This window comes from Actinomycetospora soli (assembly GCF_021026295.1).
Lineage (GTDB): Bacteria > Actinomycetota > Actinomycetes > Mycobacteriales > Pseudonocardiaceae > Actinomycetospora > Actinomycetospora soli.
The window spans coordinates 1-13,664 of the sequence record NZ_JAJNDA010000028.1; the positions used below are offsets into that span (position 1 = coordinate 1).

At 70.4% G+C, this 13,664-nt stretch carries 16 protein-coding genes, 1 pseudogene and 4 riboswitches; of the genes and pseudogenes, 3 read left to right on the forward strand and 14 right to left on the reverse strand.

The window, feature by feature from the left end; all coding sequences use genetic code 11:
- Positions 1–229 precede the first annotated feature (229 nt).
- On the forward strand, positions 230–1,354 hold the full coding sequence (locus LN037_RS28375; RefSeq protein ID WP_230759807.1) for a tyrosine-type recombinase/integrase: 1,125 nt from the start codon (positions 230–232) through the stop codon (positions 1,352–1,354).
- Between the two features lie 53 nt (positions 1,355–1,407).
- Here the strand turns inward: LN037_RS28375 and LN037_RS28380 are convergent, their stop codons facing one another.
- The 9 genes and pseudogenes from LN037_RS28380 to LN037_RS28420 form a co-directional block, all read right to left on the reverse strand.
- Positions 1,408–2,673, reverse strand: a complete 1,266-nt coding sequence (locus tag LN037_RS28380) for an IS256 family transposase (protein WP_230759809.1) — start codon at positions 2,671–2,673, stop codon at positions 1,408–1,410.
- A gap of 185 nt (positions 2,674–2,858) precedes the next feature.
- A complete protein-coding gene (locus tag LN037_RS28385) occupies positions 2,859–3,116 on the reverse strand; it encodes a DUF4190 domain-containing protein (RefSeq protein ID WP_230759811.1) in 258 nt (85 codons plus the stop codon).
- A 21-nt stretch (positions 3,117–3,137) separates the two neighbouring features.
- A riboswitch (Fluoride riboswitch) is annotated at positions 3,138–3,202 on the reverse strand.
- A gap of 55 nt (positions 3,203–3,257) precedes the next feature.
- A complete protein-coding gene (locus tag LN037_RS28390; RefSeq protein ID WP_230759813.1) occupies positions 3,258–3,614 on the reverse strand; it encodes a fluoride efflux transporter FluC in 357 nt (118 codons plus the stop codon).
- Complete coding sequence (gene crcB / locus LN037_RS28395; RefSeq protein WP_230759815.1) at positions 3,611–4,162, reverse strand: fluoride efflux transporter CrcB; 552 nt, start codon at positions 4,160–4,162, stop codon at positions 3,611–3,613. Before crcB ends, LN037_RS28390 begins: the two co-directional genes overlap by 4 nt.
- 65 nt (positions 4,163–4,227) lie before the next feature.
- Positions 4,228–4,854, reverse strand: coding sequence for a universal stress protein (locus LN037_RS28400; RefSeq protein WP_230759817.1), 627 nt, complete (start codon positions 4,852–4,854; stop codon positions 4,228–4,230).
- A gap of 66 nt (positions 4,855–4,920) precedes the next feature.
- The gene (locus tag LN037_RS28405) at positions 4,921–5,304 is read right to left on the reverse strand and encodes a DUF3040 domain-containing protein (RefSeq protein WP_308286207.1); all 384 of its coding nucleotides are present in this window, start codon (positions 5,302–5,304) and stop codon (positions 4,921–4,923) included.
- A gap of 37 nt (positions 5,305–5,341) precedes the next feature.
- A riboswitch (Fluoride riboswitch) is annotated at positions 5,342–5,406 on the reverse strand.
- 46 nt (positions 5,407–5,452) lie between these two features.
- Entirely contained in the window at positions 5,453–6,181 is a 729-nt protein-coding gene (locus tag LN037_RS28410) for a sulfite exporter TauE/SafE family protein (protein ID WP_230759820.1), read from the reverse strand.
- 172 nt (positions 6,182–6,353) lie between these two features.
- A riboswitch (Fluoride riboswitch) is annotated at positions 6,354–6,416 on the reverse strand.
- 346 nt (positions 6,417–6,762) lie between these two features.
- Positions 6,763–6,834: pseudogene (locus tag LN037_RS28415) on the reverse strand (arsenate reductase ArsC); the annotation flags it as partial.
- 4 nt (positions 6,835–6,838) lie between these two features.
- Positions 6,839–7,174 (reverse strand): ArsR/SmtB family transcription factor, encoded by a 336-nt coding sequence (locus LN037_RS28420; RefSeq protein ID WP_230759822.1) that lies wholly within the window; start codon positions 7,172–7,174, stop codon positions 6,839–6,841.
- A gap of 45 nt (positions 7,175–7,219) precedes the next feature.
- Here LN037_RS28420 and LN037_RS28425 point away from each other — a divergent pair, with 45 nt between their 5' ends.
- Positions 7,220–7,633 (forward strand): ArsI/CadI family heavy metal resistance metalloenzyme, encoded by a 414-nt coding sequence (locus tag LN037_RS28425; RefSeq protein ID WP_230759824.1) that lies wholly within the window; start codon positions 7,220–7,222, stop codon positions 7,631–7,633.
- Here the strand turns inward: LN037_RS28425 and LN037_RS28430 are convergent.
- From LN037_RS28430 to LN037_RS28440, 3 genes are read right to left on the reverse strand one after another with little or no spacing between them, the layout of a single operon-like run.
- Positions 7,626–7,892: a DUF3040 domain-containing protein gene (locus LN037_RS28430; RefSeq protein ID WP_230759826.1), complete on the reverse strand. Its 267-nt coding sequence runs from the start codon at positions 7,890–7,892 to the stop codon at positions 7,626–7,628. The genes LN037_RS28425 and LN037_RS28430 overlap by 8 nt on opposite strands.
- Positions 7,893–7,899: 7 nt before the next feature.
- Complete coding sequence (gene ctaD, locus LN037_RS28435; protein WP_230759828.1) at positions 7,900–9,657, reverse strand: aa3-type cytochrome oxidase subunit I; 1,758 nt, start codon at positions 9,655–9,657, stop codon at positions 7,900–7,902.
- The gene (locus LN037_RS28440) at positions 9,654–10,340 is read right to left on the reverse strand and encodes a uracil-DNA glycosylase (protein ID WP_230759830.1); all 687 of its coding nucleotides are present in this window, start codon (positions 10,338–10,340) and stop codon (positions 9,654–9,656) included. The genes ctaD and LN037_RS28440 overlap by 4 nt, the downstream gene beginning before the upstream one ends.
- A gap of 104 nt (positions 10,341–10,444) precedes the next feature.
- Here LN037_RS28440 and LN037_RS28445 point away from each other — a divergent pair, with 104 nt between their 5' ends.
- Positions 10,445–11,371 (forward strand): LysR family transcriptional regulator, encoded by a 927-nt coding sequence (locus tag LN037_RS28445; protein WP_230759832.1) that lies wholly within the window; start codon positions 10,445–10,447, stop codon positions 11,369–11,371.
- Between the two features lie 5 nt (positions 11,372–11,376).
- Here LN037_RS28445 and LN037_RS28450 read toward each other — a convergent pair whose 3' ends face one another.
- Complete coding sequence (locus tag LN037_RS28450; RefSeq protein WP_230759834.1) at positions 11,377–11,847, reverse strand: SRPBCC family protein; 471 nt, start codon at positions 11,845–11,847, stop codon at positions 11,377–11,379.
- 55 nt (positions 11,848–11,902) lie between these two features.
- Positions 11,903–13,426, reverse strand: a complete 1,524-nt coding sequence (locus LN037_RS28455; RefSeq protein ID WP_230759836.1) for a catalase — start codon at positions 13,424–13,426, stop codon at positions 11,903–11,905.
- 122 nt (positions 13,427–13,548) lie between these two features.
- Positions 13,549–13,625, forward strand: a riboswitch (Fluoride riboswitch).
- Positions 13,626–13,664 lie beyond the last annotated feature (39 nt).

The window sequence follows — 13,664 nt, forward strand, 5'->3', positions numbered from 1 at the left end:
GCCTCAAGGACCGCGACCTCGGCCGCGTCCCCGCCGCCGGCAAGACCGACGACTAGCTAGATCAACAACCGCAGAGGGGTCCGTTTTCGGCCGTCGCCAGAGGGTCCAGATTCAGGCGCCGTTGACACCTGTCGCCTCAGGCTCCCAACAGTGCATAAGTACCTCATCTGCCCAGTTGGTGCGGCGCGCCTCCCTAACACGAGTCGAAGTCGGGGAGAAGCTGGTCCGCGTGACCCCAGAGTTCGCCCTCAAGGCAGCGCGGGACTCTCCCGGCCAGCTTGTCCCCGGGCCCGCGGAGCTGCTGCCTGCACCCCGCGAAGACCTGATCGCTCGAGCGGAGTCCTGGGCGCGCGGGGCGCGGGCGGATAAGACGTGGGCGGCCTACGAGCGGCAGTGGGCCCGCTTCGAGACGTGGTGTCGGGAGGTGGGGGAGCGGGCGCTGCCGGCGGACCCGCTGACCGTCGCGCGGTTCCTGGCCGACCTGGCCCCGCGCTGGCGCCCGGCGACACCCGCTGACTCTTCTTCAACGGTGGTGGCCGGCCAGGTCCGGGAGTGCGAGGGGATGCGGCCCGGCACCCTGCGGGGCTACCTCGCCGCGATCTCGGTGGTCCACCAGACCGCTCAGCTGGAGAACCCGACCCGCTCGGAGGCGGTGCGGCGCACCCTGGCCGGGATCGGCCGCCACCCCGCCGTCGCCCCACCCCGGCGCCGCGCCGCCGCTCGCCGCGACCCGCTCCTCGAGCTCCTCCGAGCGCTACGGCCCGAGGAGTCCCTGGCTGACGCCCGTGACCATGCCCTGCTGCTGGTCGGGTGGAAGGCCGCGCTGCGCTCCGACGACCTCGCCCGCCTGCAGATGGCCGACCTGCACGCCTCCGAGCAAGGACTCTCGGTGTTCATCGCCCGCTCCAAGACCGACCAGACCGGCCACGGCACCACCCTCGGCATCGCCGCCCCCGACACAGCGATGGGGGAGGGGAGCGAGGAGTCGACGCTGCTCGACGCCGGTGCCGCCTGGATCCGCTGGCGCAACCTGCTCGGCTCCCACGGCATCCTCGAGGGCCCCGCCTGGCGCGGCATCGACCGGTACGGGCGCCGTCCCCGTGCCGGCGGACTGCACCGCAACTCCATCGCCGAGACCATCAAACGGCGTGCAGCCGCAGCCGGGCTCGAGGACGCGCAGCTGTGGGGCGGACACAGCCTCCGCCGCGGGTTCGCCACCGAAGCCATCGCCGCCGGCGTCCCCGAACGCGACGTCCAACGCCACGGCCGCTGGCGCTCCCGCGCCTCCATGGACCCCTACATCGACGCCGCCCGCACCTTCGACGCCACCAACCCCACCCACTGGCTGAGCTGACTCCTGAGTCGAGGAGGGACTGTCCGACTTCCGGTGTAACTGGCGTTGATGGGTCAGTAGGTGCTTGACGGGACGATACGGCCGGGGAACGAGATCGCGAAGGCGTTCAACGCTGGCTTCCAGCGGATCGCCCACCGTGCCCGTCCCTTCCCGGTCGGGTCGAGGGATCTCGTGACGAGGTAGAGGCACTTCAGCGCGGCCTGCTCGGTGGGAAAGTGCCCGCGCGCCTTCACCGCCCGCCGGTAGCGGGCGTTGAGGCTCTCGATCGCGTTGGTGCTGCAGATGACCTTGCGGATCTCCACGTCGTAGTCGAGGAACGGCACGAACTCCGACCAGGCGCTGCGCCAGAGCGTGACGATCGCCGGATAGAGCGCGCCCCACTTCTCAATGAACTCGGCGAACCGTTCCGCGGCGGCGGCCTCGGTCGGGGCGGTGTAGACCGGCCGCAGATCCTTGGCCATCTGCTCCCAGTAGCGCCGCGAGGCGTAGCGGAAGGTGTTGCGGATCAGGTGCAGCACGCAGGCCTGCACCAGGGTGGGCGGCCACACCGTGTTGATCGCCGCCGGCAGCCCGGGCAGGTCGTCGCAGACCGCGATGCATACGTCGACGACACCACGATTCTTGATCTCGGTCAGCACGTGCAGCCAGTACTTCGCGCCTTCACCGCCCTCACCGGCCCAGATCCCGAGGATGTCGCGGCGCCCGTCGACGGTGACCCCGATGACCACGTAGAAGGGCCGGTTGGTCACCTGACCGTCGCGGACCTTGAGGTGGATCGCATCGACGAACAGCACCGGATAGACGGAGTCGAGGGGTCGGTTCTGCCACTCGGTCATCTCCTCGAGGACCTTGTCGGTGATCCTCGAGATGGTGTCCTTGGAGACCTTCGCCCCGTAGACCTCCTCGAAGTGGGCGGCGACCTCACCGGTGGTCAACCCGCGGGCGGTCAGCGACAACACGATCTCGTCGATCCCGTCCAGGCGACGTTGCCGCTTCTTGACGATCACCGGCTCGAAGCTGGCATCCCGGTCGCGGGGGACCTCGATCTCGACCGGCCCGATCTCGGTGAGCACGGTCTTGGTGCGGGTGCCGTTGCGAGAGTTCCCGCCGTCGCGGCCCGCCGCGTCGTGGGCCTCATAGCCCAGGTGCTCGGTCATCTCCGCTTCGAGGGCGGTCTCGAGCACCGTCTTGGTCAACCCGGCCAGCAGCCCGTCCGGGCCGACGAGCTCGACGCCCTCGGCGCGGGCCGCGGCCACCAACTCCTTGGCGAGCTGCTGCTGATCGATCCGAGCCGTCACAGGCTCGATCGTGTCGCTCATGACTGGTCCTTCCCCCGGGACACGCCCGGAGCCAGAGGACCAGTTACACCGTTAGTCGGACACTCCCGTCGAGGACGAGGTTCACGTCTGCTGCTGCCGCGCCCACGGCAGCCCGATGAGGGCCGCCGGAAAGGATCGGTGCCGGTCGACCTTGAGTCGGCGAGGTCTGCGGGGGACATCGCTGGTCATCCTCCATGTGTGGTCATTTCGATGCCGAGATAGATCACGAGGGTGGCCACCGTGAGCGCAGTGCCCGAGATGACGGCCAGGCGAGCCAGCTCCCGGCCACGTTGACCGGTTCGGGCGATCTGCCGCAGGGCGATGGCGCCGAGCAGGACGGCGATCGGGCTGCAGACGATCGTGAATGCCAGCGACAGGATCGCGAGGAAGTTCGGGGGTGTCTGCCGGTCGGTGTCGTCGGCGTTCTGCCTTGCGTCGCGCATAGCGGTCTCCTGATCGGTCGGAACCGAACAGGGACCGTCAGCAGGCGAGCCTGCGGTTGGAGGTGAGCCCCATCACCTTGTCGTGGAGCCTACGTCGTCACGTCTCCGGTGACGAGGGGTGCGCGGGAGCTGGTGGCGGTTCTATGCCAGCGCGAAGCCCAGCCCGGCGGCCCCGAGCCCGGCGAGGACGGAGGCGACGATGTTGAACAGGGCCGGTGTCCAGGCGCGTTCCTCGGCGAGGCGGACGGTCTCGTACCCGAGGGTCGACCAAGTGCTCAGGGTGCCGCAGAAGCCGGTGCCGATCAGGGCGCTGATCACCGGGGACACGCTGGCGCCGGCGACGAGGCCGAGGACGAACGAGGCGACGATGTTGACGGTGAAGGTGCCCCAGGGGAAGCCGGTGCCGTGGGTGGACTGCAGCCAGCGGTCGGTGAGGTAGCGGGCGGGAGCACCGAGAGCGGCTCCGAGGACGACGAGGAGGCCGGCGGAGGCGGTCACGCTGCAGCCGCCGTGCGGTGGAGTCCGGCAGCGCGACGGGTGAGGCCCAGTCCGGTGACGACGGCGACCAGGGCTGCGGCGATGGTCAGGGCCAGGTAGAGCCCCGCGACGGCGAGGTGCCGGCCGGCGAGCAGTTGGTGGGCCTCGACGGTGAAGCTGGAGAAGGTGGTGAACCCGCCGAGCACGCCCACGCCGAGGAACGGCCGTAGCAGTGGGTGGGATTCGCGGGCTTCGGTCACCAGCACGACCAGGACCCCCATCAGCAGGCACCCGACCACGTTGATCGCGAAGGTGGCCGCGGGGAAGCCGCCCGGTGCCGGCGGGAACAGCACCTGCAGGACCCATCGGGCCAGCGCCCCGAGCGCCCCTCCGATCGACACCGCCACGGTAATCGCGCCCTGCCCGCGCAGCATCGCCTCGCCCGGACGGCGGCCAGCGATCACGTCCTCGCTGTGGGTGTCGTCGGTGGCGCGCGGGGTTCCTCCGACTCCCGGTCCGGTGGTCGCGGGGTCGGTGTCAGTGGGCGTCGGGTGCGCCTCGGGAGTCATGCCGTCACCTCGTGTGGTGTGGGTGGGGAAGGTCTGTCGGTCCGCCGAGCGTCGCCGGCTGTCGTTCACCGGGAGGAACCGGCGTCGGCGGTGGACGGATCGGGGCGCGGGGACGCGGCACGGGGTGGGACGACGAGCACGGGGCGGTGGGTCCGAGCCATCAGGCCATGGGACACCGAGGGTTCGCCGGTGAGGCGGCTGAGGATGCTTCCGCCGCCTTCGCCGCGCGTGCCGACGACGATCATCAACGCGTCGTACTCGTCGGCGACCTGGCGGAGCAGCGCGACGGGGTTGCCGTGGGCCGCGTGGTAGGTCCACGGCGTCGGCTGCGCGGCGAGCGCGGCCTCGACGGCTCGCTTCTCGGCGGCGAGGGTGCGTTCGGCCTGTTGTTCCCAGTCCCAGGCGTCGGGATCGATCGGGTAGTCCGACAGGTCCACCACGTGCACGACGTGCAGGGTCGCGTCGAGACGACCAGCGATGTCCGCGCCGGTGCGCAAGACGGCCGCGCCGAGCTCGCCCTGCCGGTAGCCCAGAACCAGGTGCGCGCCGGGCTCCGCGCTCGAGCTTGGGCTGACCTGGTCCAGTCGCGGACCCGTCAGGTCGACCGGCTCGACGCCGGCGGCGTCACCGGCCCCCGCGCTACCCCCGCCGGGCTGCGTGTCGCGGCCGGTCGGACCGTGCTCATCCGTCATCGTCGTTCTCCTTCGGTCTTCTCTGGTGGATTCCTCGTAGGGCGTGTCGAGCCCGGAGCACCGCGCTCACAATCGCCGAGCCGAGCCGTCGTCGAAGCTGACCCATCGACGTCTGGCCCATTCGGTGGTCAGCCCCATCGCGGTCGGCGCGGCGATGAAGGCGGTCGCCATCCCGAGGTAGACCAGCGCCGGGGACATCGCGGCGATACCGCAGGCCAGCGGGATGAACCCGAGTGACATCTCCGTAAGCAGAACCGCGAGCACGATCAGTTCCCGTGCTCGCGAGCGGGGAGGGCTCGACGGAGCAGCGAGGCGGCGTGCCAGGGCGGGGTCATCTCGGGTGAGCTGGCGGGCGATCGCGTCGAGCACCCGTGCCTGGTCGGGAGTCAGATCCATGACGTCGCCGGACGAGGTTCGCCCAGGGAGACGAGGTGAGCGCAGACCGGACATGATCTGGTGATGGGCATGGGGCCTCCTGCACGGTCGGAACCGAACAGGGACCGTCAGCAGGAAGACCTGCGGTTGAAGGCGAGCCCCATCGCCTGGAGTGGATGGTAGCCCGCGACGAGCCCGAGCGACAGCCTCCCCGGGTCGGGGCTCACGCCACACCGGTCAGGAACAGCACACCGGCCACGATCAGCCCCACCTCGACCAGCACCACGAAGACGCGGTCGCTGATCCGCTCCACCAGCCATCTGCCACACCAGGTTCCGGCCAAGGTGGCGGGAGTCAGGGCCACCCCCAGCCACACCACCCGCGCGTCGATCAGTGCTCCGGCGCCGTAGGCCGCGGTCTTGGTCAGGTGCATCGCCAACGCGCACGCTGCCTCGGTGCCCACATACGCCGCCCGGCGCAATCCACGACCCAGGAAGAACGGGGCCGTCAGAGGTCCCACACTGCCGAGTAGCGCCGAGCCCAATCCCGATCCCGCGCCGACCAGAAAGAACGTGGCGTCGCCATGACGGCGTGGGGCCGGCCCCAGTCGGCGCCACAGCACGACCAGCAGCAGGAACACCCCCAACACGCGGGTCAGACCTGCCAGGGGAGCCCGAGCCAGCAGCAGCGCACCGACTACGGCCGAGGGCACCGCGCCGCAACAGAACCGTCCGATCAGCCCCCACTGCAGCGCACTCCGGTTGAACCACACGCGCGACCCGTTGCTCACGATCTGGGTCAAGGTCAACACCGGGACCGCAACGCGCAGCCCGAACAGGCCAGCGAAGACCGGGAGCAACAGAACGCCACCGCCGAACCCCGCGACGGCGGAGAGCACCGCCAGAAAGAACGCCGCCACACTCGCCCACAAGACATCGCTGACCGCGATCACGCGCACCGCCCGGGGCGGCCGAACCCGGCCGTCGATCGGCTGGCGGCATCGAACACACCTGCCCGGCCCCGCGACAGCGGGCCGGCGTCACCGGACCGTCCCCTGCCGGGTGACGGTGGAGCAGTGAGGTCAAGCGGGCTGGCGGTAGACATACAGCCTCCTGCACGGTCGGAACCGAACAGGGACCGTCAGCAGGAATCTGCGGTTGAAGGCGAGCCCCATCACCTGTCAGGCACCCTAACCGGTCGCCCTGTCAGGAGGTTGAAGGAGCGGCTGGGCCGGAGTCTGGCCGCGGACCGGTGCAGCCGGCTTCGCGAAGCAGTGCAGTCGACTTCAGATACCGACACGGAGTTGCTCAACCGCGGCTCCTTGCTCGTCGCGGCAGGCCGACCTGGACACCCGCGCCGGCCGCCACGTTACGAGCAGACCACGCGAGCGGGTCAGGTCTCTATCAGCGGTCGTTGGCGCCCTCCGACCACGGTGACAACACCCCCCAGATCATCAGCGACAGGGGCACTCAGTCATGCCGTGGCCGGCGGCCTGCAAGCCCTCACCGGGCTTGATCAAGAAGGTAACGGGGGCAGGCCGGCAGGGTCGTCGAGCTGCCAGTCGAGAGAGCGCTTGCCGGGGAAGACCGGGCAGGCGTCCCCACAGCGCTCACACCGGGGCCCCGACCGGCGCGAGGACGGCGGCGGCGTCGGCCAGGACCTCGGGCCGGGCGCGGTAGTAGATCCAGGTCCCGCGGCGTTCGCCGACGATCAGCCCGGCCTCGCGCAGCACCTTGAGGTGGTGCGAGATCGTCGGGCCGGCCAGGTCGAACGCGCCGGTCAGGTCGCAGACGCAGGCCTCGCCGCCGGCATGCGACGCGATCAGGGACAGCAGCCGGAGCCGGACCGGGTCACCCATCGCCTTGAACACCCGGGCGAGCTCCCCCGCCCGCTCCTCCGCGAGCGGCTCCCCGACGAGCGGGACACACCGTTGCTGCTTCGACACTCCTCTATCTTGACGCATGTCGAACCAGAACCGCACGCTGGGCGCATGTCGCGCGTCCAGCTGGCCCTGCGGGTGGCCGACCTCGAGGCCTCCGTCCGCTTCTACTCCGCCCTGTTCGGCGTGGCCCCGGCCAAGCGCCGCCCGGGCTACGCGAACTTCGCCGTCGCCGAACCGCCGCTCAAGCTCGTGCTGCTCGAGAGCGAGCCCGGCGGGCCGACCGCGATGGACCACCTCGGCGTGGAGGTCGGGAGCCCCGACGAAGTCCACGCCGCGACCGGGCGGCTGGCCGCCGAGGGTCTGGGGACGCGCACCGAGGACGACGTCGTCTGCTGCTACGCCCGCCAGGACAAGGTCTGGGTGACCGGTCCCGGCGCGGAACCGTGGGAGGTCTACGCCGTCACCGGGGATTCCGCGGTGTACGGGACCGACGGTGTGACCGGGGCCTGCTGCGTCACCTGAACCCGACGAGCGCGAGGAGGCCGGTCAGGCCGAGCATCACACCGACGACGAGAGCGGGGAGGACACCGAACACGAGTCCGGACACCCCGATCACGACGCACACCGCCATCACGAACGCACCCGTCGACCCCGGTCGCGGAGCACCCTCACCCGCTCGGACCGCCAGCAGGCGCGGATCCGTGCGGGTCAGCTCCTGCGCGATCGCCCGCAGTGACGCCGTCTCTGACGCCGTGAGCGGTGCGAGCTCGTGGTCGGCCATCGTCGCCTCACCGGTTCCGCGGGTCGGACCCGGGGAGACCCTCGCCTCCGGTGGCGAGCGCAGCTTCCTCACCCGGGGTCGCGTGGCCCCCTCCGCTGTGGGCCTCCAGACGCATCCGCCCCGACATGTGCGGGTAGTGCAGCTCGAACGCCGGGCGCTCGGAACGGATCCGGGGCAGCTCGGTGAAGTTGTGCCGCGGGGGCGGGCACGAGGTGGCCCACTCCAGCGAGTTGCCGTGGCCCCACGGGTCGTCCACGGTCACGGGGCGCCCGTAGCGGTAGGAGTGGAAGACGTTCCAGATGAACGGCAACGTCGAGGCACCGAGGATGAACGAACCGATCGTCGAGATCGTGTTCAGCGTGGTGAAGCCGTCGGAGGGCAGGTAGTCCGCGTAGCGACGCGGCATGCCCTCGTTGCCCAGCCAGTGCTGCACCAGGAATGTCATGTGGAAGCCGACGAACGTCGCCCAGAAATGGAACTTCCCGAGCCGCTCGTTCATCATCCGGCCGGTCATCTTCGGGAACCAGAAGTAGATGCCGGCGTAGGTCGCGAACACGATCGTGCCGAACAGCACGTAGTGGAAGTGCGCCACCACGAAGTACGAGTCCGACACGTGGAAGTCCAGCGGCGGGGCCGCCAGCAGCACACCGGTGAGCCCGCCGAAGAGGAACGTCACCAGGAAGCCGACCGAGAACAGCATCGGCGTCTCGAAGGTCAGCTGCCCCTTCCACATCGTGCCGATCCAGTTGAAGAACTTGATCCCGGTCGGCACGGCGATGAGGAAAGTCGTGAAGGAGAAGAACGGCAGCAGGACGGCGCCGGTCGCGTACATGTGGTGCGCCCACACTGCGATCGACAACGCGGCGATGGACAGCGTCGCGTAGATCAGCGTCTTGTAGCCGAAGAGCGGCTTGCGACTGAAGACCGGGAAGATTTCGGTGACGATCCCGAAGAAGGGGAGCGCGACGATGTAGACCTCGGGGTGCCCGAAGAACCAGAACAGGTGCTGCCACAGGATGACCCCGCCGTTGGCCGGATCGAAGATGTGCGCCCCCAGTTGCCGGTCCGCGAGCTGCCCGAACAGTCCCGCGGTGAGCACCGGGAAGGCGATGAGGATCAGCACCGCGGTCACCAGGATGTTCCAGGTGAACATCGGCATCCGGAACATCGTCATGCCCGGTGCGCGCATGCACACGATCGTCGTCACGAAGTTGACGGCGCCGAGGATCGTGCCGAGCCCGGACACGACGAGTCCCATGATCCAGAGGTCCTGGCCGTAGCCCGGGGTGTAGAGCGTGTCCGAGAGCGGGGTGTAGGCGAACCACCCGGCCGACGCCGCACCTCCGGGGGTGACGAAACCCGAGAGCACCATCAGCGTGCCGAAGAGGAACAGCCAGTAGGAGAAGGCGTTCAGCCGTGGGAAGGCCACGTCCGGCGCGCCGATCTGCAGCGGCACGATGTAGTTCGCGAAGCCGAAGAGGATCGGCGTCGCGTACAGCAGCAGCATCAGGGTGCCGTGCATGGTGAACAGCTGGTTGTACTGCTCGACCGAGAGGATCTGCAGACCAGGCCGCGCCAGCTCGGCCCGCATCAGCAGGGCCATCAGCCCGCCGATGAGGAACACCGCGAACGACGTGACCAGGTAGAGGATCGCGATGTCCTTCGGGTCCGTCGTCTTCAGCATCCGGCCGACGAACGAGCCGCGCTTGCTGTCGCGGGCCGGGTACGGCTCGGTGGTGATCGGCGTCGGGGCGACGGCGGTCATGCGGACTCCTCGAGGTCGGTGTCCAGAGGGTCGAGCCCGGCCCGGTCGCGGGCCCGGAGGAGGACGTCGTCGAGCATCGCCGGGGTCAGTCGGCCACTGTGGGTGTTCTGCGGGCTCGGGTGGTAACAGCCGAGCAGCAGCAGCCCACCATCCGTCCGGTGCTCGGCACCGTGACCGAAGCGGGGCCGCGGATGCGCGCCGGCCCAGTCGCAGGCCGCCTCCCAGGCCGTCCGGCCCAGGCACACGATCACCCGCAGCTCGCGCAGGGCGGCGACCTCGGCGGTGAGCCAGGCCAGGCAGGCGTCGCGTTCGGCGCGGGTCGGCCGATGCTCGGGCGGGGGGCAGCGCACCGCGGATGCCATCCACGCGCGATGCAGGTGCAACCCGTCGCGGGCATGTCGCGAGCTCGGCTGGTTCGCGAGGCCTGCGCGGTGCAGCGCCGCGACGAGGGTGTCGGCCGACCGGTTGCCGGTGAAGGCTCGGCCGTGTCGGTTGCCCCCGTGCGGCGCGGTGGCCAGGCCGAGGACATGGATGCGGGCGTCCGGATCCCCGAAGCCCGGGACCGGGCGCGCCCAGTACCCCGGGCCCGCCACCGCCTCCCGCGCAGCGACCAGCCGGGGGCATGCCGTGCAGTCGGCGATCTGCAGGGAGAGACGGGCGAGTCCCGGGTCGGTGGTGCGCATCGGCAGCCGATGATGCCGCCCCGGGGCCCACCCCGGTACGTGGCCCCGGGTCGGGTACCCCATCAGCGACTCTTGGGGCGCGGGAGCCGCTATCGTCCGCCGCCATGCCGCTCTCGCCCCGCGTGCCCGATCTCCGGGCCCTCGACCTGCTGCTGAGTGTGGCCAGGTTGGGCAGCCTCGGACGGGCCGCCGCGGAGCACGGCATCACCCAGCCGGCGGCCGGCTCCCGGATCCGGCACCTGGAGAACCTCGTCGGCCAGCCCCTCATCGAACGGTCCGCCCTGGGCTCCCGGTTGACGACCGAGGGGGCCCTCGTCGCCGACTGGGCCCGCGAGGTCGTCGGCGCCGCCAACTCGCTGGACGCGGGCCTCGACGCCTTGCGCACGCGCACCGAGGGACGGATCCGACTCGGCGCCAGCCTGACGGTCTCGGAGTACCTCGCCCCGCACTGGCTGCTCGCCCTGCGGGCGCGACGTCCCGATGCCGCGATCTCCCTGCGCGCGGTGAACTCCTCCGAGGTCGCCCGTCTCGTCCTCGAGGGCGAGGTCGACCTCGGCTTCCTCGAGGGCCCGGAGCTCCCCGACGGGCTCGAGGCGCGCACGATCGCCCGGGACGAGCTGGTCCTCGTCGTCGGGCCGAGCAGTGCCTGGGTCGGGCGGCGGCGGGCGATGACGATCGACGAACTGCTCGGACTCCGACTCGTCGCCCGTGAGCCGGGTTCCGGCACGGGACATGCGCTGGACACGGCGCTGGCCGACCACGGACGCCTCGCCGAGCCGGTCGTGGAGCTGTCGTCGATGACCGCGATCAAGGCCGCCGTGGAGGACGGGGTCGGCCCCGCCGTCCTCAGTTCCCTCGCGGTCGCCGGGGAGATCGCCCTCGGTCGGCTGCGCCGGATCGAGGTCGACGGGATGCAGATCCGTCGCGAGCTCCGGGCGGTCTGGCCCAGCGGGCGGCGCCACTCCCCGGTCCTGCGCGACGTCCTCGCCGTCGCGACCGAGCGCAGTCCCGACGGGGACGACGAGGACTGATCCGGTCAGGCCCCGTGACCGTCGAAACGCGCCCGCAGATGCCGCAGGGTCTCCTCGATCCCCCGGGCGTTGCGGGCAGGGCGGCCGGAGAGCTCGAACATCGGCGCCGCGAGCGTCGTGGAGTAGTCGAACGTCTCGGTCACGACGGTCCCCCGCGGGTCGGGCTCCAGCTCCCACCGCCACACGTGGCCGACCGGATGGCGCCAGGCGAGCAGCCGGTCCTCCTCGTACTCCACCACCGTGCTCGTGATGCGGTACGGGATGCCGAGCTGGCGCATGTTCAGCGAGAAGCGGTCGCCGAGCGCCACCCGGTACGGGCCGGACACCGCGTCGCGTACGGTGCCCGAGCCGTCCAGCTCGCCGTGGCGGTGCGGGTCGGCGAGCAGTGCGAAGATCTCCGGCGGGGTCGTCTCCACGATCACCCGTCGGGTCACCCGTCGCGATCCGGTGTCCACGGTCTCCACATCGTGCGTCATGTCGGCGGACCGTAGACCCGGACCCTCGCGGACGGGGGGCGGCCTGCGGCACGGGTCAGGTCTTCGTCGCCACGTCGCCGACCGGACGCGCCGACTGCCCCGTCGTCGGAGCCACGTCGTCGGCCTGTCGACGGTAGCCCTCCTCGATGCGCTTGCCGACCTCGTCGTCGATCGCGGACATGAACGCGAACACCCGCGAGAGCACCGGCTCGACGACGCCGTTGAGCAGGTGGCCGACGACGTTGTCGACGAGGCGGTCCCGTTCCTCCTCGCTCATCACCTCACGGACGAGGGTGTGGGCCTGTCCGTAGTCGTCGTCCTGGGCGTGCGCGACGTACGCGGCACGGACCGCGTCCCCGGGATCGGCGAGCCCGGTGGCCTCGGTGACGACGGTCGGGTCCGCGACCGGTCCGCCGAAGGAGTTCGGTGCGTAGGTCGGCTGCGGCGGCACCGGGAAGTCCACCCGCATCGCCCCGTCCTTGGCATAACTGTGTACCGGTGCGACCGGCGCGTTCACCGGGAGCTGGGTGTAGTTCACGCCCAGGCGGTACCGGTGGGTGTCGGCGTAGGAGAACATCCGACCGAGCAGCATCTTGTCGGGGCTGACGTCGATCCCGGGCACGAGGTTCGACGGCGCGAAGGCGGCCTGCTCGATCTGCGCGAAGTAGTTCTCGGGGTTGCGGTCGAGCGTCATCCTGCCCACCCGGCGCAGCGGGTAGTCCTCGTGCGGCCAGACCTTGGTCAGGTCGAACGGGTTGAAGCGGTAGCCGGCCGCCTCGTCGACCGGCATGACCTGGACGTAGACCGTCCAGGACGGGAACTCGCCCCCGGCGATCGCACCCGAGAGGTCCTGGGTGTAGTAGTCGGGCGAGGCTCCCGCCAGGCGCTCGCCATCGTCCTGGCTCAGGTGCTCCACACCCTGGTCGGTCTGCAGGTGGTATTTGATCCAGAAGCGCTCCCCCGCGGCGTTGATCCACTGGAACGTGTGGGAGCCGTACCCGTTCATGTGACGGTAGGAGTACGGCAGGCCACGGTCGCCGAAGAGCCACGCCACCTGGTGGGCGGACTCGGGCGAGAGCGTCCAGAAGTCCCACTGCATGGTGTTGTCACGCAGCCCGGTGTCCGGCGTGCGCTTCTGCGAGCGGATGAAGTCCTGGAACTTCATCGGATCGCGGATCCAGAAGATTGGGGTGTTGTTCCCGACGAGGTCGTAGTTGCCCTCGTCGGTGTAGAACTTGATCGCGAACCCCCGCAGGTCACGGAAGGTGTCGCCGCCCCCGGTCTCGATGGCGACGTGGGAGAACCGCACCAGGACGTCGCACGCCCGGCCGGGCTGGAGGAAGTCGGCCCGGGTGAACGCGCTGACGTCGTCGGTCACCTCGAACCGGCCGAACGCACCGGCGCCCTTCGCGTGCACCACCCGCTCCGGGATCCGCTCGCGGTTGAAGTGGGCCATCTTCTCGATGAGGAACCGGTCGTGGAGCAGGATGCCGCCGCCCGGCCCCTGGGTCAGGGAGTGCTCGTCGCTCGGCTGGGGTTCCCCGGCGACCGTCGTCGTGGTGGGTCCGGTGCTCGTCATCGTGCGACCTCCTCGGGGACTGGACGTCGACGTTCCCTCGACCTCGGTACCCCGGCCACCCCACGTGGGGTGTGGTCTCCCTCAACCGGACCTCGGTACCGGACCGACGGAGCCGGGCTACCATGGTGCGCGGCGATGGATCCCGCCGAGCACTCGATGCTGAACCGCCTCCCACCGGGCTGATGGCTCCTTCCCTGTCTCGGCACGCGTCCGCGTGTGCCGTCGAGGAAAGGAGACC